Genomic DNA, 17,728 nt, shown 5'->3' with positions numbered 1-17,728 from the left:
ATTAGTTTGGCTTACCGGAGCCGTCTCCCGCCACTTTTCGGCCCTGCAACTTTTCATAAGCCTCGATGTATCGCGCGGTACGCTTCTGATACTTATTCCAGCAAGGAACCTGGCTAGAATTAGCAATATGCAGCGTGCAAGCAGCGATCATCCCCGTGATCTTCGCCATGTTGTTGTAGTCCAACTTGTCCGCGTGATCACCCACTTTGTGATAGTCCGAAAACTCGTAGGCGACGCTAAACGTGTGAGCCGGAACTCCGACAGCCGCAAAGGCTGCGTTGTCGCTTGCCATGAAAAACGGAGCGGAATATTCAGGATGCTCAATCACCGGAACGCCAACCTCTTTGCCAACTTTTGCGCACACCGGTCCAATCGTGCTGAAGTTGAACCCTGTCAAATTGCAAGCTCCTACCCGAGGACCCTCGCTGTCGTCAGTCCTTCCAATCTGCTCGATGTTGAGCATCGCAACCGTGTTCTTCAACGGAAAAATCGGATTCTTGGCGTAGAACTGCGAGCCCACCAAACCTCGCTCTTCCCCATAGAACGTGAGGAAAATCACCGACCGCTTGGGCTTAGACTTAGCAATCGCTGACGCAATTCCGATCACACCTGCGACACCGCTCGCGTCGTCATTCGCACCGTTGAAAATTTTGTCTGCGCCTTCCTTAGCCTCACCAAGGTGATCGTAATGGGCCGAAACGACGACATACTCCCTGCTCAGAACCGGGTCTGAGCCAGGCAACAATCCCACGACATTTCGAACTTCCTCGCCAGCACCCTTGCCCCGCTCCCACTTGGTTACTTGGAAGAACGACTTTCCCACTCCCGGTTGAATTCCAATCTTGGTGAACTCGGCAGCAATGTACTCGCTGGCCTTGATCAGCTCAGGCGAAGGAGTTCCGCGCCCCTTGAGCTCGTCCGAAGCCAAATACGAAACGTGACGTTTCAACTCCTCCGCATTCACGACGGGCAACTGGATCGGTTGCAAAAACGCTGTGGCGAGGAGAGTTGTGATCATGGAGTTTGTCGCTTGATTTTGAGTGTAGTTTTAAGCTTTTTGACCGTTTGTTTTCCGCCAGCGAGGGGTTCTGTGGTGGTGGTCTCAGTGGTTTCGACTTCGACTTTGTCGAAGCTACCCAGGGTCTTGGAAAAGTGAGCTGAACCGGTTCCATCAAGATCTGATCGGGATTTCTTCTTGGCTCCCTTGGAGGTTTCCAAAGTGTTGCCATAGGCGTCTTCAAAGCCATCTCGGGTCGAAACGAGCTTGATGGTCAGGTCAGCGCCTGATTCGTTTTGCTTAACCAGAGTTACCGTGTACTTAAACTCTTGACCGCTGTAGGTACGGCTAAACAAATAGGATTCGCCTTCCTTGATATCAGTTTTAGGCAACACCAGAGGCAAAAAGCTGATTTCAGGTAGCCGCTGAGAATCCAGGCCGGGGAGCTTGGCGGGCATCTTGATCGCAGGGGCGGTGTTCTTAACAACAACTCCCTGGAGATCAAATGTCGCGATTGCCTTAGGGAAAAACTGATCGACGTTGGTGCTGTTCAGCGGAAGCTGGACGCCAAACGCCTCGGCGTCGATTTTTGAAATCGTTGATTCTATTTCGCAGACTGGTAGCCCCACATGAGAAGGTGAGAGCGGGTTTGCGACAACGGTCAGTGACACGTTTGCCTTCCCTTCGCGACCACCGAAAATCGGAATCCAACCTTCGAACTGGACGTTGACGTCAAACGAAACAGATTGACCGGAAGCAAAGGCGTAGGCTAAGGCAATAGGAATCATGTGATCACTTCTCTATGCCTCAACGGTACTTCGGGGAGGATCAGTTCCCCATCCGTCTTGTTGGTGAACCGAATGACGCGGTCGAGCAGAACCTTGATTGAACCCGCTACCGGGAAAGCCAGGATCATCCCGGGTAGCCCGAAAAGGGCTCCACCAGAGAAAATGACAAACATCGAAAGAATTGGGTGCAGGCCGACTGCGTTACCCACAAACCTTGGATACACAATGCTGTCGAACACGAAGTGGCAGACCGCATAAACCGCCACCAACATTCCGGCATAAACCCAACTTGAGCTGAAATGGATCATCATCCAGTCGGCCTTTCCGCTCAGTCCGGTCAGCACGAACAGAGTTGTCGCGGCGATCGCGACGTTAAGATACGGCACCAAGTAGAGTGCGCCAAACAGCACTCCGAGAAGAATGCCGTACGGAGCTCCCAGAATGCTGAGCAGGATGGACATGAACGCCATATAGCCAAACACTGCAATCGCGACGCCCCTCAGGTAGTTGCTGAATACATCCCCGATGTCTTCCGAAATTCCCTCTGCGGAAGTCCGCAACTGAGGCGGAATGACCCCGAACAGTCGTCTCTTGATGTCCTCCGCGTTGGGCAGTATCAGACCTACCAATAGCGGCACGAAGATCAGCATCAGCCCCTGGGAAACGAGGCCGCTCGCAATTCCTACGCTCGCTTTAAGCGCGCTTCGAAGCGTAGTTTGAATCTGTCCGCGCTGCGGCTCTATGTACTGAGCGATCAAGGCACGCTTGCTCGTCGGCAGATTCGCCTGAGTCAGAAGCTCGGAGTAACGCCCCAAATAGCTATCAATCGGATCCTTGCGCTCTGCGTTCGCCATCCGAACCTCAGGGACACCGCGCATGAAAAAGTTATCGTTTGGATTCGGTTGGGCGACCGTCCGGGCTAGTTGCTCAGCTTTATCTTTAAAACCACCGACTTGCTGAGTAACCACCGGTGTCAGCAACACCAGAAGGGCGATGATTGATCCGAAAAACAGAGTCATCAACGCCAGCGAAGCGCGGCCGCGTTTCCAACCTTTCGAAACCAGTTTGTTTACCCCCGGCTGCAAGATTGCCGAGATCAGGAAGGCGAGAATGAACGGAGACAATATCCCGCGAACCGCATACAAAAAAGCCAAGGTGGCGAATACAATCACCACCCACAGCGCAATTCTCCAGCCGGCGAGACCCGACGTCATACAGCTAGTTTAGACGCCAAGCTCTTCAGGAGCGTCAGCAACGGCCTTTTTGGCCTTCTGCTCGTTGATCCACTCCTCGGTCTTGGTCTTCAGCTCTTTGAACTTATCGTTCAGCTCGTCTCTGGTCTCGTTGCCTGCCTTGGGTGCAAACAGCATTCCTGCGGCCGCGCCGATGATCGCGCCGAGGCCAACCCCAGCCAAAAGGTAAAGAACTGCACTGGAATCGCTATCGTTGTTATTGCTCATCACTTCTCCTTGTAGGCTTATTTTACGCCTAAGTTAAGGGTTCGGTTACGGTTTTCTCACTTCTCGGCAAGCAACTTGATAACTACATCGCGGATTTTGTCTTCTCCGTTCTGCCCATTGTAGTTGAGCTCGCCTCGCCATCCGGCTCGGAAGCGGCCCTTTTTGTCGATAACGAACAGCGTTGGCCAGCAGTCGAGCTTCCAGGCATTCCAGTTTTCGAGCTTGCCGTCGAACAAAACCGGATACTCGATACCGAGTTTCTTGGTCTGCTCGGTGACCTTCTTGAAGTCCTTCTCGATGTCGATCTCGGGCGTGTGGACTCCAATGGTGATGACATCGTCATTCTTGAACCGATCCGTGAGCCGCTTGACGGCCGGGAGATTGTTTTTGCAGTTGTAGCAGGCAAACGTCCAGAAGTGGACGAGCGTCACCTTGCCCTTTCGATCGGCAAGTTTGATCGGCTTTTCAGTGTTCAGCCACTGGTCACCCGTTAGCTCGGGTACCTGGTGATCCATTTTGAGCTGTCCGAGAAGGGCGGCGGCGAGGAGAGCGGTCATTACAACAGCATATGAACCAGGCACTTGAACCGTTCCAATCTTTATGCGGTTACAAGCTCAGGAATGATTCTTTCCATGCGGGTCGTCCGGTTTTCGTCGGCGATCAGTCCTCCCGCAACCACGGTCGCACCACGGTAAGCCACCATCATCTGACCTGGGGTGACTGCCTTGACCGGATCGTCAAAAACAAGCTTGCCAGAGGGATACAGCGTCGCCGGAACCGCGATCATGTTGTAGCGAATCTTTGCTTGGACTTTGATCGGCATCGTCGGGGCTTCAGCCCAATACATATCCTCGCAGATGACTTCACTCTGAAGTAGATCCTTCTCCGAGCCAAGCACTACGGTGTTCGTCTTCGGCTGAAGGTCGATGACATACATCGGCTTGCCGTCCTTAGAAGCAACCTTGACGCCGCGCCGCTGACCAATGGTGTAGTCGGCGGTGCCATCGTGAACTCCCAGCTGAGTTCCATCGGCAAGCTGAATGGCCCCCGGACCGAATAGCTCTGGTCGAGCCTTGCGAAGGAACTCCTTATAGCCTCCGGCCTCGGAGACGAAGCAAATCTCCTGCGAATCAGGCTTGTCAGCCAGGTGAAGACCTAGCGAACGCGCCATCTCCCGCACGACTTCTTTCGAGCGGATTTCGCCCATCGGGAACATCACATGTTGGAGTTGCTCATGTCCGAGCATGTACAGCACATAACTCTGATCCTTTTCCTTGCCGACCGCTTTGAGCAAACGATACTGATGACCCCGTCGACGAATCCGCGCATAGTGACCGGTGACGAGCTTGTCACAGCCAAGCTCCATCATCTTCTGCATCAAGATTTCGAACTTCACGTGTCGATTGCACTGGACACAAGGATTCGGAGTTCGACCTTTGGAGTACTCGTCAACAAAGTTGTCGATGACCGACTTGCGAAACTCCTCTTTGAAGTTCAGAACGTAGTGCGGAATATCCAGTACCCTTGCAACTCGCCGGGCATCCTCGACGGCCCCAAGCGAACAACATCCGGCATGACGCGGATCGCACTGACTCTCCTGCCAAATCTGCATTGTCAGGCCGACCACGTCGTATCCACGCTGCTTCATCAAGCCCGCCGCGACAGAGCTATCTACTCCGCCAGACATCGCCACCAGAACCGTTGGTTTCTTAGCCATTACTTCAACAATGCCTGAACTTCTTCACTGCTCATTTCCGTGCTGAGTCCTTCACCGTTCAACTTCTTGGTCTTTCCGTTGTACTGAAGAAAATAAGTCGGTGTCCCTGCAACCTTGAGGGTTTCGATCGCGCACTCCTGGTCTCTCACGACTCGAAGAGACGCGGGGGAATTTGAATCTGCTGCCGCCTTTTCTATAGAAGCCCTGGAGACCCCTACTCCCTCGGCGATGGCGAAGACTTCATCTGGCGTCTTAGCGACTTCGGGGCTGGAAGTGAATGCCGAAGCAAATTGCCAGAATTTGCCTTCGTCCGCCGCAACTTCGGCGGCGACAGTTGCCAGCGGACTCATCTCATGCCCAGGAATTTTGAACAGCGGGAAGTGCCGATAAACGACTCGAATCTTGTCCCCATACTTCTGTTTGAACTCCATCAGCTTAGGGAAGCCAGTTCGACAGGCTGGACAGCACAGATCGGCAAACTCAACTAGCGTAACCTTAGCCTTATCATCTCCAAGGATGTTTCCCGGAGTCGCGATGAGCTGGGTTGATTGGACGGCAGAAACCGCTTCGTTGATAGCAGACATCTTGTTCTGAGTGCTAATAAGTCCAAAACTTCCGATAAGGGCTACCGCAAGTCCGACAGAAGCGATGATTGCATCGGGCCGAGAATCAGAAGCTGTTTCCTGATTTTGTCCGATGATCGAATACATCTTAGCGTGCAGGCCGAACAGAACCGTCATGATGATCGCCGACGTGAAACACCAGGGGCAGAAGGCGAAAATGACGGTCTTCGAAACGTATTGCAGATACCAACTCGTCGCAAACCCGAAGGCGCAAAGCAAGAAGCCGACGAGCACCAGTTGGCTCCGAAACACGTTTCCGATTGCCGCCCTAGCTCCCGCAAGAGCCAGGATAGCAAGGTAGCCGAAGGCTCCGAAAAAGGCAACAGGAATCTTTCCCCAGTAGGAGGAAGGGTGCGACGCTACCAACAAGCAGCCCTTGCCTGACATACAGGGAACTTCTTTTCCGAACAAGTGTTGGAACGAAAGAACCATCGCAACAAACAAGCCGAGGGCCGCGCAAATAATGACCGCTCGATTGAGCTTAGAGAATGACATCGTATGAGTATACGGTTTTGATGAGTCAACCATGCTCATTTGAACCTGACAGGTATTCTGGAAGTTCCTTCTAATCATTCTTGTGAGCACACTTCTTACTCCTAAAAGCCTTCTCGAGCAACCCGCGTCTCTTCGCAAGACGGGGACTTACTTTGTTCAAACCTGGGGATGCCAGATGAATGAGGAGGATAGCGAACAGATGGCGCTGTACCTTGAGCAAATTGGCTTTTCGCCGGTCGGATCGATCAGGGAGGCGCAGGTCGTCTTGTTGAACACTTGCTCCGTCAGGCAGAAGCCAGAAGATAAGGCGTTCTCGCTCATCGGAGAATTGCGCTTCCTCAAGGAACGCTTCCCGGATACCGTCATCGGCGTGTGCGGGTGCATGGCGCAGCTGAGGTCTGAGGAGATTCGGCGCAGGGCCCCGCACGTTGACTTCGTCGTCGGAACTGGCAACCTCTCCGAGATCCCTGCGCTGGTTACGGAAGCACTCGAAGGAGGACGGTTTGCCTCAAGAATTGAACTTCCGGAGCGCAGAGGAACGGTAGTCACACAGGTTCCAACGCGGCACGTCGGACGAGAGGGAAAACTCAAAGCGCACGTCCCGATCCAGTACGGTTGCGACAAATTCTGCACATTTTGCATCGTTCCCACAACGCGGGGCCGAGAAAGGTCACGACCCACTGAGGAAATTCTCGACGAAGTCAAGCGGCTGGCTGACCTTGGAACCAAAGAAGTTTGCCTCTTGGGTCAGACCGTTAACTCCTACGGAAAGAATTTGATGGAGGGCAAGGTTCCCTTCTCTGAGCTCTTGGTTAAGGTTGCGGAAGTTCCGGGAATCGAGCGTATTCGGTTCACCTCACCGTATCCCCGGGATTTCAGGAAAGATCTCATTGAAGTGATTCGCGATGTTCCACAGGTGATGGAGCAGGTACACATGCCCCTTCAGGCCGGCTCAAACTCGGAGCTCTCTCGGATGAAACGCCTTTACACGCTCGAGTCGTTCCGCGATATTGTCAGTGAGATCAGATCAATGATTCCTGGTGTAGGAATAACAACCGACCTTATTGTTGGATTTGCGGAAGAAACCGAAGAGGAGTTTCAAGCGACCCTTGAGGCGGTCCGTGAATTCCGTTTTGACTGGGCATTCATGTTCGCCTACTCGCCCCGACCGGGCACTCCGGCTGCGGTTTGGGATGGCCAAGTGAGCGATTCAGTGAAGAAGAAGCGACTAGCGGAGCTGATCTCCCTGCAGAACGAAGTAACAGTTTCTGTAAACCAGGGCCGAGTTGGCGAGGTGTACGAAGTGCTCGTTGAGGGAACCTCTCCAAGAAATCCCCGACTCATGCAAGGCTACTCGCGTGAGCAGACAATGATGCACTTCGAAGCTTCTCCCGTTCGAATTGGTCGACTGGCGAAAGTCAAAGCGATCTCCGCCCATCAATGGGGACTCGCTGGCGATCTTGTTTAGTTCAGATCCGACCGGTTGCCTCGAGGATGTCTATCTGAGATCGTCGGATGTTGACGAAGGAGCCAATCGTGTTAGTTCTTGCTCGAATCACGGTTGTTTCCGCTGAAATCATGTCGCGAGATAGCTTCGGCTTGAGACGCCTGCTTCGTAGCGCTTCTGGGCGATTTTCAGGGCCTGTATGGCTGGGGATTCGGAGGTCAGCAGCGACCGATACTGATCGGCTCGCGCCATGAAGGTTTGATGGGCGGTATTAGAAATGGTTTCCAGGTCGATCCGTTTGGCTTCAAGGTTTGCCAAGCTGTTTTCCAAAACGGCCCGCTCTTGATCCGCCCGGACTTTGCAGCTTCCGCCATCTGCAATCGGAGTTGAGATGGACAGGGTGATGGCCCAGGACTGGCGTCCACCGTCGTAGACTCCCGGTACTCACCGAAGTGATTTTCGGGCAACAAAAAAGCCCCTAAAAAGGAGCTTTTTGAACCTAAAACTGTGGCTGCCGCTGTAGGACTCGAACCTACGACCCAGTGATTAACAGTCACTTGCTCTACCGACTGAGCTAAGCGGCAATGGAGTGAAGAATTTACCTCCATCCATCATTGTTGGTCAAGGGGCGGGGGGAAATAGGGAGGGATCGTGCTAATATTCACTCTGCGAAGCACGCTGCGCAAAGTCCCAAATCCGAAAAATGAGTTCAGACGTTGCGCTTTCATCACGGGTCCGCTACATGCGGAATCTCGCAAACCACAAGTTTCCGACAGCCGCAGACTCTCTTGAGCTCATCGAAGTGATGAACAAAGTGATTGCGGCGGTTAAACAGGTTGACCCAACTCTTATTGTGAACCGATCGATCACTGCCAAAGAGCGGGAACGACTCTTATCGCAGCGCCTGATCTCACCAAATTTCCCCTGGTACCTGCCCGGTCGCGCGGTGATTTACAACAAGGACCGAACGCTCAGCGTAATGGTGAACGAAGAGGATCACATCAGGCTTCAGGCTGTCAGTGCGGCAGACAACGTTTCAAAAGCCGAACAAATCGCAAACTCGTTTCTGCAAATTCTTACAAAACATCTGGACGTTGCACATTCTAGCCAACAAGGATTCTTGGCAAGTTCAGTCTACAACTGCGGCGAGGGTCGCCGATTCTCGACTATGATGCACCTCGTCGGACTGGGGCATGACGCCTTAAGGGGTGAAGTTTTCGATGCCCTGCTCGAAAAGAAGATCACAGTACGGGGGCTGTTTGGCGAGGGTTCAAGACCCATAGGAGCATTCGCTCAAGTCTCAACCACGTTGGCATCCTTAGGCGAATTCATGGGTGCCGTCGATTACTTAGCAGACAGAGAACGTGAAACCAGGCTGGGACTAGAGGCGACCAAGCTGAATCGAAAAGCCAAGGAGGCCTTGGAATACATCAGGGCAAGTCCACGCGTAACGCTTCCAAACGCGTTTCGGGTGCTTGGTTGGTTGAGGCTTGCCGCGGCAACAGGGGCCGAAGGGTTTTCCAGTGACATTCGCAGAATTGATGCAGCACTAAACAGTCTCGACTTACTGATGCACGAAGACGAAGAGTTTGCCGACGGTCGCCGAGCGGATACCCTTCGAAAGCTACTTGACCTTTGATTCGGGTGCAAATTGGCAAGCCTTGGCGCCACGATTGAGGACGACTGCACTTTCGAAGCCGAAGAATTTTTGTGCTCTCGTCTCGTTCCGTAATGCAACAGTCTCGTATTCCTCCCTCGACACCTCTTCCGCGTCCGCAGCTCCGTACCTAACGGAGTAGACCAGCTTCTGGCGTTCAACACGGCGCATCATATCAGCGTAGCGGCTCTCCAAATCCCCTTCGCTTCTCACTTGAACCAGGAGGTGAGCAGGAATCCGCTTCGCACGAGAGATATTGGTAGAGGCGAGTTTTAGCGAGCGTCGAGCTACGTTGGCAGTTGTTAGCATTGCTGAAGGCGATGCAAACCGGATCGACTCGATCATGACATTGGCTCTCAGCGCGTCACTGATTCCATCGTCAAACAAGCCATTCTGGATCTCAACTTCGGCCACTCTGTTAAGTTGATCTGCGATTTTCGCCGTGGCGTAGAGAAGTTGTGCTTTGGGAGACTCAACTAGATTCTCCCCATGAAAACTTGCTTCGAGCGGCAAGAGTTGACCTCCTTGCGATGCTCGTACCCAATCATCCGCGACTTTTCTCAGCTCCAGAGGGCTGATAGGATGTCGATCATCCACGAGCGGCAACATTCGTCGATAGAACGGCACATACGCATCCAGCCGACGGTCCACACTCAAATCGACAGGTATCGGGACAAACGACTCCTGCAACAACGTCCTGTCGACAGCCGTTCCCGTTGCCGTGCAAAGCCCAATCCCCGCAAATACTCGTAAGAGAAGCCCCCGCAATTCTCCCATGTAGAGATCATCGGGTGAACCTAGCTTTGTTCCTTAGGTTAAAGAACAATGAAGATTTAGACCTAGCAATATTCAATTTTCTTAAAGTCTCTTTGAAATAATCTATAATATATGTGTTGAGGAATGAAGAAACCTCAAAGAACATTGGGAGAAATAGAAATGAACACCTACGTGCAGTCCTGGGAGTCGAGTCTTGTGATGGAAATCCGAAACGGTAATGCCGACGCTTTCCAATCGCTGATGGATACCTACCGACCGATGCTTATTGGACTCGCGCTTCGAAAGCTGCACAACACCGACGACGCCGCGGATGTCGTTCAAGAAACCTTCGTTAAGGCTTTCCGCAGCCTGAAGGACTTCGACACTAGCCGGCCGCTTCGACCGTGGCTTACACGCATCTGCATGAACTGCATCGTGGACCTTGCCCGCCAGCGAAAAAATTCAACCGAGTCAATCGACAACCACGAGTACTCGCTAAGCGACAACGGAGAGATGACCGAGCGAGCCGAGGGTGCCTTGCTACAAGGTCAAATCATGGAGGCAATCAAGCGGCTTCCATGGCGATATCGCCAGATCATCATGATGCGGCACTTCGAGCACATGGACGTAAACGAAATCGCCATCCAGCTCCATAAGCCGGAGGGAACGATCAAGAGCTGGCTGTTCCGAGCAAGGGCAATGCTCCAGAAGGATCTGGAACCGTCATTCGCCTGACGAAAGGAACTGCAACAAGAAAACGGGAGATCGCATGCAGTGATCTCCCGTTTCTGCTAAATCGACCAGTCCACTTAGAACTTGTAACCGACGCCGAGGGTTAGGAAGTTACCGTTATCTCCGCCCCGTCGGAACTGCCAGAAAGTGGCGTCGATGCTAACGGAGTTCTGTAGAGGATACGAAGCCTTGACTCCAAAGCTCAGATCGAACTTGTTGTCGGTCGAATCTCTGTACACTCCGCCAAAGAGCGATAGGTTGATCGCTCTTTCACCTTGTGAAGGCAAGTCTTTCCAATAGTGGATACTGAAATCGTTCTTTCCGCCAAATCCGTCACCGCCATACACACCAAGCTGCAAACTAGTGTCTGCGCCGGTATACATTCGATAGCTGAGCTGCCAGAGGGTAGTACCGTCTACCCGCGCTTGGGAAAATCCAAGAATCGACTCTGCCATTTCTTTGGAGCCGATCAGCTTTTCTACTGAGAAGCTGTATCCACTCGAGTCCGCTCCCCCACCGGTTGCCCGAGTGAACGGGTTGTAGGTGAAGTAGCCACCCGACTTTCCATTTTCCATGGTGAAGTCCTTCTTCGATGCCGCACCAAACTGCGCGTTTGCGGAGACAGCCATCATGGCCGTTCCGAGAATGATCACTTTGTTAAGGTTTTTCATAGTCCCCTCATCCTAAGAAGACGGTCTAACCGCCCCGTCAGATGCACGCATTGTACGCAATTTTGCGGGGAACCTGCAAGAGGTATCCTCTCAGGTGTGAGCGAACCTGAGAAAACGTGTACTTACGACCCATTGCACGAACTCATGGCTCGGTTTGAAAACGTCAAGATTTCTGACTCTTCTGTTAACTCGTTTGATGGACTTTCGATCGAGGAACAACTTCAGAAGCACATCGTCGATGGGATCAAGAAGGGACTCGAAACTCGTTTGGATGAAGCCAGAGAGACCTATTCACCCCTCCAAATCATCAATGATCTCTTGCTCGCAGGCATGAAGACAGTGGGAGAGCTGTTCGGCGCAGGCAAAATGCAACTTCCCTTCGTTCTCCAAAGCGCCGAGGTGATGAAGGCTGCGGTTCGCCATCTTGAGCAATTCATGGAGAAAGAAGAAGGCTCGGAGAAGGGCTCGATCCTCCTCGCAACGGTCGCCGGTGACGTGCACGACATCGGTAAGAACCTAGTTGACATCATTCTCACGAACAACGGATATCGGGTTGTCAACATTGGTATCAAGCAGCCGATTCAGGCAATCATCGAAGGTGCCCAGCAGCACAAGTGCCACGCTATCGGGCTGAGTGGTCTCCTGGTCAAGAGCACCATCATCATGAAGGACAACTTGATCGAGCTCAACGACCGAGGTCTTTCCGCCTTCCCGGTGATTCTTGGCGGAGCAGCCTTAACGAGGTCTTATGTCGAAGAGGATCTTCGGGCGATCTACAAAGGTCAAGTCTTTTACGCGCAAGATGCCTTCGAGGGGCTCCGACTCATGGAAGAGCTAGGCTCTAGTTCCGCAGCACAGCCGGTCGCCGACGAAGAGTCGTTCCCTGAACGAGTTAGATCCCACCGAGTTGATACTCTTGATCCGGTTCTCTACACCTTCGACGGAACCCGCTCAGAAATCCAACCATTACCTGAGAGTCCTTCACTTCCCTTCTACGGAGCCCGAGCGGCAACAAAGTTCGATATCTTCGAGCTGTACAAATACATCAACCCTATCGCCCTCTTCCGAGGTCAGTGGCAGTTCAAACGACAGGACGGCATGGGAAACATCGAGTTCAACGAATGGCTCGAAGCCAATGTCCGCCCGACATTTGACCGACTCTGCCGCGAACTTGGCAACGTCATGCAACCCAAAGTGAAGTGGGGGTACTTCCCTTGCCACAGCGATGGCAACGACCTCGTCATTTATCAGGACGATTCCCGAACCGAGCGGCTCCGATTCACATTTCCTCGTCAACGAGACGGCCGTCGGCTCTGTCTTTCAGATTTCTTCCGGCCAATTGGAGCAACGCCAGATACCGTTGGCTTCCAGATCGTCACCGCCGGATCGGCAATCTCCGAACTGGAGCGCGAGCTGTTTGCAAAAGGTGAATACCAGGACTACCTTTTCACCCACGGCATGGGCGTCGAAACCGCCGAGGCGCTCGCAGAATACTGGCACCGCCAAGTACGGATTGAAATGGGGATCGCCGATCAGGAGCCGGATGAAATGCGGCTTTTGTTCAGTGCGAAGTACCACGGCGCAAGATATTCATTTGGCTACCCAGCATGCCCGAACCTTGAAGATCAAGCAAAGCTGTTCGAGCTTTTGCAACCGGAAGACATCGGAATAGGGCTTACGGAAGAGTTCATGCTCACTCCGGAGCAGTCGACGAGTGCAATCGTGGTTCACCACCCCGAAGCTAAGTACTTCAACATCCGATAATGCTGTCCATGGATGAATGTCAGCAAAGTATGCGACTTGTTCGCGACGAGCTGAACTGCCATAGTTGAAACCGCCAGTGCGCAAACAGCTCTGGTGGAGGATCCAGATTTCAAACCCAAAATCACTCTCTGAACTTTGCATCGAGGCTTGCGACAATTGCGCGATGCAGTGTAACGGAAGCGCATTCCAAGGTGAGATGATGGGCAGTATGGAAGTCGCTTCGGAGCTAGGTCGAATCTGCGCGGATGCCTGCTTGAGCCATGCCAGTCGCCTCAAAGGCGGAGACGCCACAGAAGCCGCCGCTTGCCACGCGGCCTGCGAGAAGTTTATCCCCGAAGCCGAGACAGTTTATCGACACCTGGCTTCCTTCCGAGAGAGCGCGATTGCTGCGCACGGCGTCATCGAGATCATTGGACAGATGTCCAACGAAAATGTCGTGGCGAAATGATTCCAACCTCTACACCGTGGGATTTGGGCTTAAAGCTCAAACTCTTAGAGGGCGCGATCTTGGTGGATTTGCATTCTCGATACCGGAACCAAAACTCACGATTTCTACACTGGAATATTGAACCATGAATACCCACCAACGCCGCATTTACGACACTGTCTTCCAACGTCCGCTCACTCACAACCTCGGCTGGAGGGACGTGAAATCGCTTGCCGCAACTCTCGGAACCGTTGAAGTCGAGCACAATGGGAACGCTAAGGTGACGGTTGGGGGGAAGGTCATGGTGTTCCACTCGCCAGCAGAATCAGACATTCTGACTGTGGAGCAAGTGATGGAACTCAGGCACTTGCTAGAGGGCGTCGAGCAAGGTCCTCCCGAACCGCAGGACTTTCATTCGCTTGTTGTTATGAACCACTCCGGCGCTCGCATTTACCGGATGGAAGTCGTCGACACCACTCCGGAAAAGGTTGAGGCTTATGATCCTTCTGGGCAGCGACACCATGTACATACTAACCACGATTACTTTAAGAACTCGGAGCGGGCGAATCAGAACGAGTTCTTTAGCTCTGTTGCCGAGAAGCTCGCGGGTGCCGATCGGATAATCATCTTTGGCTCGGGTGAAGGCTCGAGCAATGCAATGGCTCGATTCACGAGCTGGCTCAAGCAGCATAACGAGCTTCTCTTCTCCCGAATAGTCAAGACCCAGAAAATCGATGAGAGCCACACGACCGAAGCGCAGTTGCTCCTCAAAGCGCGCGAGATCTATGCCGACTAGGGCAGGTAGGCGTTTAGTTCTTCGAGAATACTCCGGCAACCCAGCCGTCTTCTTCGACATGCTCGATGTAGTCTAGCCCCTGCTTTTCCGCGGCCTTCTTCACGTCCGCCCAGTTCTGGGAGATAATTCCGCTAACGATCCACTTCCCGCCTGATCGGAGCGCGTAAGTCGCGTCCGGAGCAAGGTTGATCAGGGTCGCCGAAATGATGTTGGAAACGACGATGTCCCATTCTGCCTCGAACTGAAGAGAGAGAACGTCGCCGACGGCGGTAAGAACTTCGACTTCGTTTCGCTCAAAGTTCTCTTTCGCAACTTCAACCGAAATGGGATCGATGTCAATCGCACAAACTTCGCCTGCTTGCAGGAGCTTGGCTCCGACCGCAAGAATTCCTGAGCCGCAGCCGAGGTCCAACACATCGAGCCCAGGCTGGACATATTTTTCTAAGTAAGCAAGGCAGTTCCTTGTAGTCGGGTGGTCACCAGTTCCGAACGCCTGTCCCGGATCAAGAATGATGATCTTATCGTCCCTTTGGGCTTCAAAGGATTCCCAAGTTGGCCTGACAACAAAGTGCTGTCCTACCCGTCGAGGTTTGAAGAACTTCTTCCATTCATTTTCCCAATCGACTTCCACGAGTGGCTCGGAGGTGACTTCGTCGACCCCGACTTCGGAGAGAGCTTTCTTGAGACCGTCAATTTGATCCTGAACGCCATCGACATCGACGTAACACCCGACAATAGCTTCCTTTTCCTCGAGTGTGTTTTCGATCCCAAAATCTCGAAATATCTCAATGATCGGCGACCAGTCAGCGGGAGCGGGCGAGAGGTGCGCCTTGATCAAGATCCAGTTCATTTCTTCTTTCCAAACAGCCCGCCGAAGAGGCTGGACTTGCCATCAGGCACTTTCTCACCGCGTAGTTCAGCAAACTCTCGAATCAGCCGCGCCTCGGCTTCGCTCACCTTCTTAGGAACGGTGACGTTGAGTTCAACCACCAGGTCACCTCTTCGGCCACCGTGAAGGGGCGGTAAGCCTTCGCCTTTTAAAGTCACCTTCTGACCAGGTTGAGCGCCGCTCGGGATCTCGACCGTTAGCTCCTTGTCGATCCCATCGATGGTCATCTCGTCGCCGAGAATTGCTTGGCTAACGGTGATATCGATTCCAGTCAACACATGCTGTCCGCGCCGGACAAACGGACCATCTTCGGCGACATGAAGAACAACATACAAATCTCCCGGCCTACCACCGCGAACTCCATCGGAGCCGTGACCAGGCATGTGGATTGTCGAACCAGTTTCGACACCTTGCGGAATATTGATCAGAACTTTGTCGGTCGAGGGTCGAACGCCCTGCCCCGAGCACTTACGGCAAGGATTGGTGATTGTGAACCCATGACCGTTACACTTCGGACATGCGGTCTGGGTGCGAACTTGCCCGAGGAACGTGTTTCTGACTGCGGAAACAACTCCCGAACCATTACAGCCACCACATTGGCTCGGCTGCCCTCCACCCTCGACGCCCGAACCGCTACAATCTGAACACTCCGAAGCGCGATTGACATCCACTTCTTTAGAAAGCCCGTTGATGACATCAAGAAGGGAAATCTGCAGATCGAGACGAAGATCATCACCATCTTGAGCCGGTGTTCGTCGCCTTCCCTGTTGTCCGCCGGAAGCTCCGAAGAACATATCGAAAAGATCGCCGATTCCGCCGCCACCCGCTCCGCCAAAGAACGGGTCTTGAGGCATGCCTTCGGTGGTTCCAAACTGATCGAATCGGGCTCGCTTGTCCGGGTCAGAGAGAACTTCGTACGCACCGGAGACTTCCTTAAATTTCTCTTCAGAAGCTGGGTCACCCTGGTTAACGTCAGGGTGATACTTGCGAGCAAGTCGGCGATATGCCGACTTGATTTCGTCTGCGCTGGCGGAACGCGATACCCCCAGCACCTCATACGGGTCCCGTTGGGCCATCGTGGGTTACTCCGTTTCGGCGTCGTCTTCCATCGACGCTTCCTCTTCGGCGATATCGCTCAGCGAAAGCGTATCATCCTCAGCAGCCGGAGCAGCTTCTTCTTCCTCTTCGCCTTCAACTGCAAGGTCGGCAAGGCTGATCTCTTCGTCATCAGCAAGTGATGCCGGGTCGGCATCTTCTAGACCAACTGTTTCAATCAAAACGGCTTCGTTCTCATCAAGTGCAGGGAGGAGCATTCCAAATTCGCCAGCAACGAAATCTTCGGCGAGAACAATGCTTTCGACGTGCTCGCCCACGGGCTCGGCAACGGCGGCAAAGCTTCTCGGCTCAATTTTGCCAGCGGCAATCTCCGCCAGAGCGATCGTAAGTGGGTGTCGCGACTCGATCTGCACGAGAGGAAGTGCGCCTTCTCGGAGCTGCTTAGCTCGCTTTGCAGCCAAGTTGGAGAGCACAAATTTGCCCAAAGGATATTCGTTAAGGATGTCTGGTGATGGGAGCATGGGACAAAGTACGCGAACTTCTAATATACCCTTTACTCCACCGTTGAGACAACTGCCTCATTTCCAAGAATTTTTAGAGGTGAATTGCGTAGAATTGGGATAGCAATGAGTGCAACCGCTGTAGCATCGGCAACCAAGATTCGCCTGAAGGTTCTTCGCCAGGATGGCGCAGGCAAGGAACAACGATGGGACACCTTCGAGGTCCCTTACGTCGACAAGATCAACGTGATCTCAGCCCTAATGCTCGTCCAGCGCAAGCCGACCACGGTTGAAGGTAAGAACGTTGCCGCTCCAGCGTACGAAGCAGCCTGCCTTGAAGAAGTTTGTGGCAGTTGCACAATGAACATCAACGGCGGCATTCGGCAAGCCTGCACGGCGTTGATCGAAGAAGTCGGAACCTTGGTCGGCGACACCTATGAGGTCACGCTTGAGCCGATGAAGAAGTTCCCATTGGTTCGGGACCTGATCGTTGACCGCTCCAAGATGTTTGAGAACCTGAAAAAAGTTCGGGCCTGGGTACCCATCGACGGCTCCTTCGACCTGGGAATGGCACAACCGCAAGACGACCACGTTCGCCAGCTCCGCTATGCACTGTCGCGCTGCATGACCTGCGGATGCTGCATGGAAGCTTGCCCCCAAATCAACGAGAAGTCCGCTTTTGTTGGACCGGCGGCCCTTGGCCAGGCACTGCTCTTCAGCACCCACCCAGTAGGCAAGACGTTGGACGGCGAGCGATACGAATTCTTGACCTCGGACGACGGCTTGAGCGGCTGCGGAAACGCTCAAAACTGCGTCAAGGTCTGCCCCAAGCAAGTTCCATTGACCCGAGCGATTGCCCAACTTAACCGAGATACCACTGTCTACAAAGTCAAGAAATGGCTCGGAATGTAATCCCGGCTCCCCTTGCCCTCAGAGAGGGAACAGGGGTTCGC

General features: G+C 53.2%; 19 protein-coding genes, 1 tRNA gene and 1 pseudogene. 7 read left to right on the top strand and 14 right to left on the bottom strand.

What is annotated here, in order from left to right; all coding sequences use genetic code 11:
* Position 1: 1 nt before the first annotated feature.
* The 7 genes from WCK51_15285 to WCK51_15255 are packed head-to-tail and all read right to left on the bottom strand — an operon-like array spanning position 2 to position 6,080.
* Complete coding sequence (locus WCK51_15285; protein MEI7578250.1) at positions 2-1,018, bottom strand: M28 family peptidase; 1,017 nt, start codon at positions 1,016-1,018, stop codon at positions 2-4.
* Entirely contained in the window at positions 1,015-1,785 is a 771-nt protein-coding gene (locus tag WCK51_15280) for a hypothetical protein (GenBank protein ID MEI7578249.1), read from the bottom strand. Before WCK51_15280 ends, WCK51_15285 begins: the two co-directional genes overlap by 4 nt.
* Complete coding sequence (locus tag WCK51_15275; protein ID MEI7578248.1) at positions 1,782-2,999, bottom strand: AI-2E family transporter; 1,218 nt, start codon at positions 2,997-2,999, stop codon at positions 1,782-1,784. Before WCK51_15275 ends, WCK51_15280 begins: the two co-directional genes overlap by 4 nt.
* Positions 3,000-3,008: 9 nt before the next feature.
* Positions 3,009-3,245: a YtxH domain-containing protein gene (locus tag WCK51_15270; GenBank protein MEI7578247.1), complete on the bottom strand. Its 237-nt coding sequence runs from the start codon at positions 3,243-3,245 to the stop codon at positions 3,009-3,011.
* 56 nt (positions 3,246-3,301) lie between these two features.
* Positions 3,302-3,802: a redoxin domain-containing protein gene (locus WCK51_15265; protein ID MEI7578246.1), complete on the bottom strand. Its 501-nt coding sequence runs from the start codon at positions 3,800-3,802 to the stop codon at positions 3,302-3,304.
* Positions 3,803-3,843: 41 nt separating this feature from the next.
* A complete protein-coding gene (gene mnmA / locus WCK51_15260) occupies positions 3,844-4,962 on the bottom strand; it encodes a tRNA 2-thiouridine(34) synthase MnmA (GenBank protein ID MEI7578245.1) in 1,119 nt (372 codons plus the stop codon).
* Entirely contained in the window at positions 4,962-6,080 is a 1,119-nt protein-coding gene (locus tag WCK51_15255) for a vitamin K epoxide reductase family protein (GenBank protein MEI7578244.1), read from the bottom strand. Before WCK51_15255 ends, mnmA begins: the two co-directional genes overlap by 1 nt.
* 82 nt (positions 6,081-6,162) lie before the next feature.
* Here WCK51_15255 and miaB point away from each other — a divergent pair, with 82 nt between their 5' ends.
* The gene (miaB, locus tag WCK51_15250) at positions 6,163-7,548 is read left to right on the top strand and encodes a tRNA (N6-isopentenyl adenosine(37)-C2)-methylthiotransferase MiaB (protein MEI7578243.1); all 1,386 of its coding nucleotides are present in this window, start codon (positions 6,163-6,165) and stop codon (positions 7,546-7,548) included.
* Positions 7,549-7,656: 108 nt separating this feature from the next.
* On the opposite strand, the pseudogene WCK51_15245 reads toward miaB, so the two are convergent.
* Both WCK51_15245 and WCK51_15240 read right to left on the bottom strand, forming a co-directional pair.
* Positions 7,657-7,941: pseudogene (locus WCK51_15245) on the bottom strand (TolC family protein).
* 94 nt (positions 7,942-8,035) lie between these two features.
* Positions 8,036-8,111: transfer RNA gene (locus tag WCK51_15240), tRNA-Asn, on the bottom strand.
* Between the two features lie 119 nt (positions 8,112-8,230).
* On the opposite strand from WCK51_15240, the gene WCK51_15235 reads away from it, so the two are divergent.
* Positions 8,231-9,166, top strand: coding sequence for a hypothetical protein (locus WCK51_15235; GenBank protein MEI7578242.1), 936 nt, complete (start codon positions 8,231-8,233; stop codon positions 9,164-9,166).
* Here WCK51_15235 and WCK51_15230 read toward each other — a convergent pair.
* Positions 9,152-9,961 carry a hypothetical protein gene (locus tag WCK51_15230; protein ID MEI7578241.1) on the bottom strand — a complete coding sequence of 270 codons (810 nt, stop codon included), beginning with the start codon at positions 9,959-9,961 and terminating at the stop codon, positions 9,152-9,154. The two genes, WCK51_15235 and WCK51_15230, sit on opposite strands and share 15 nt — an antisense overlap.
* Before the next feature lie 159 nt (positions 9,962-10,120).
* Between WCK51_15230 and WCK51_15225 the strand changes: the two genes are divergently transcribed.
* Positions 10,121-10,675 (top strand): sigma-70 family RNA polymerase sigma factor, encoded by a 555-nt coding sequence (locus WCK51_15225; GenBank protein MEI7578240.1) that lies wholly within the window; start codon positions 10,121-10,123, stop codon positions 10,673-10,675.
* A 74-nt stretch (positions 10,676-10,749) separates the two neighbouring features.
* Here WCK51_15225 and WCK51_15220 read toward each other — a convergent pair whose 3' ends face one another.
* Positions 10,750-11,343 (bottom strand): hypothetical protein, encoded by a 594-nt coding sequence (locus WCK51_15220; GenBank protein MEI7578239.1) that lies wholly within the window; start codon positions 11,341-11,343, stop codon positions 10,750-10,752.
* Between the two features lie 96 nt (positions 11,344-11,439).
* On the opposite strand from WCK51_15220, the gene WCK51_15215 reads away from it, so the two are divergent.
* The 3 genes from WCK51_15215 to WCK51_15205 all read left to right on the top strand — a co-directional run bounded on the left by WCK51_15215 (position 11,440) and on the right by WCK51_15205 (position 14,330).
* A complete protein-coding gene (locus WCK51_15215) occupies positions 11,440-13,107 on the top strand; it encodes a vitamin B12 dependent-methionine synthase activation domain-containing protein (GenBank protein ID MEI7578238.1) in 1,668 nt (555 codons plus the stop codon).
* A 163-nt stretch (positions 13,108-13,270) separates the two neighbouring features.
* Positions 13,271-13,555, top strand: coding sequence for a hypothetical protein (locus WCK51_15210; protein ID MEI7578237.1), 285 nt, complete (start codon positions 13,271-13,273; stop codon positions 13,553-13,555).
* A gap of 124 nt (positions 13,556-13,679) precedes the next feature.
* Positions 13,680-14,330 (top strand): hypothetical protein, encoded by a 651-nt coding sequence (locus tag WCK51_15205; GenBank protein MEI7578236.1) that lies wholly within the window; start codon positions 13,680-13,682, stop codon positions 14,328-14,330.
* A gap of 13 nt (positions 14,331-14,343) precedes the next feature.
* On the opposite strand, the gene prmA is transcribed toward WCK51_15205, so the two are convergent.
* From prmA to rpoZ, 3 genes are read right to left on the bottom strand one after another with little or no spacing between them, the layout of a single operon-like run.
* Entirely contained in the window at positions 14,344-15,180 is an 837-nt protein-coding gene (prmA, locus tag WCK51_15200) for a 50S ribosomal protein L11 methyltransferase (GenBank protein MEI7578235.1), read from the bottom strand.
* Positions 15,177-16,295: a molecular chaperone DnaJ gene (gene dnaJ, locus WCK51_15195; protein MEI7578234.1), complete on the bottom strand. Its 1,119-nt coding sequence runs from the start codon at positions 16,293-16,295 to the stop codon at positions 15,177-15,179. Before dnaJ ends, prmA begins: the two co-directional genes overlap by 4 nt.
* A gap of 6 nt (positions 16,296-16,301) precedes the next feature.
* Entirely contained in the window at positions 16,302-16,796 is a 495-nt protein-coding gene (rpoZ, locus tag WCK51_15190) for a DNA-directed RNA polymerase subunit omega (GenBank protein ID MEI7578233.1), read from the bottom strand.
* 105 nt (positions 16,797-16,901) lie between these two features.
* On the opposite strand from rpoZ, the gene sdhB reads away from it, so the two are divergent.
* A complete protein-coding gene (gene sdhB, locus WCK51_15185; protein MEI7578232.1) occupies positions 16,902-17,687 on the top strand; it encodes a succinate dehydrogenase iron-sulfur subunit in 786 nt (261 codons plus the stop codon).
* Positions 17,688-17,728: the final 41 nt, after the last annotated feature.

Source organism: Armatimonadota bacterium (assembly GCA_037138755.1).
Taxonomy (GTDB): domain Bacteria; phylum Armatimonadota; class Fimbriimonadia; order Fimbriimonadales; family Fimbriimonadaceae; genus Fimbriimonas.
The sequence above is the reverse complement of the archived record's forward strand: the minus strand, read 5'-3'. Positions and strand labels throughout refer to the sequence as shown.

Bases quoted from the DNA above. Each gene is read 5' to 3' on its own strand.
- WCK51_15285 (MEI7578250.1), bottom strand. From the start codon at position 1,018: ATGATCACAACTCTCCTCGCCACAGCGTTTTTGCAACCGATCCAGTTG.
- WCK51_15280 (MEI7578249.1), bottom strand. From the start codon at position 1,785: ATGATTCCTATTGCCTTAGCCTACGCCTTTGCTTCCGGTCAATCTGTT.
- WCK51_15275 (MEI7578248.1), bottom strand. From the start codon at position 2,999: ATGACGTCGGGTCTCGCCGGCTGGAGAATTGCGCTGTGGGTGGTGATT.
- WCK51_15270 (MEI7578247.1), bottom strand. From the start codon at position 3,245: ATGAGCAATAACAACGATAGCGATTCCAGTGCAGTTCTTTACCTTTTG.
- WCK51_15265 (MEI7578246.1), bottom strand. From the start codon at position 3,802: ATGACCGCTCTCCTCGCCGCCGCCCTTCTCGGACAGCTCAAAATGGAT.
- mnmA (MEI7578245.1), bottom strand. From the start codon at position 4,962: ATGGCTAAGAAACCAACGGTTCTGGTGGCGATGTCTGGCGGAGTAGAT.
- WCK51_15255 (MEI7578244.1), bottom strand. From the start codon at position 6,080: ATGTCATTCTCTAAGCTCAATCGAGCGGTCATTATTTGCGCGGCCCTC.
- WCK51_15235 (MEI7578242.1), top strand. From the start codon at position 8,231: ATGAGTTCAGACGTTGCGCTTTCATCACGGGTCCGCTACATGCGGAAT.
- WCK51_15230 (MEI7578241.1), bottom strand. From the start codon at position 9,961: ATGGGAGAATTGCGGGGGCTTCTCTTACGAGTATTTGCGGGGATTGGG.
- WCK51_15225 (MEI7578240.1), top strand. From the start codon at position 10,121: ATGAACACCTACGTGCAGTCCTGGGAGTCGAGTCTTGTGATGGAAATC.
- WCK51_15220 (MEI7578239.1), bottom strand. From the start codon at position 11,343: ATGAAAAACCTTAACAAAGTGATCATTCTCGGAACGGCCATGATGGCT.
- WCK51_15210 (MEI7578237.1), top strand. From the start codon at position 13,271: ATGCAGTGTAACGGAAGCGCATTCCAAGGTGAGATGATGGGCAGTATG.
- WCK51_15205 (MEI7578236.1), top strand. From the start codon at position 13,680: ATGAATACCCACCAACGCCGCATTTACGACACTGTCTTCCAACGTCCG.
- prmA (MEI7578235.1), bottom strand. From the start codon at position 15,180: ATGAACTGGATCTTGATCAAGGCGCACCTCTCGCCCGCTCCCGCTGAC.
- dnaJ (MEI7578234.1), bottom strand. From the start codon at position 16,295: ATGGCCCAACGGGACCCGTATGAGGTGCTGGGGGTATCGCGTTCCGCC.
- rpoZ (MEI7578233.1), bottom strand. From the start codon at position 16,796: ATGCTCCCATCACCAGACATCCTTAACGAATATCCTTTGGGCAAATTT.
- sdhB (MEI7578232.1), top strand. From the start codon at position 16,902: ATGAGTGCAACCGCTGTAGCATCGGCAACCAAGATTCGCCTGAAGGTT.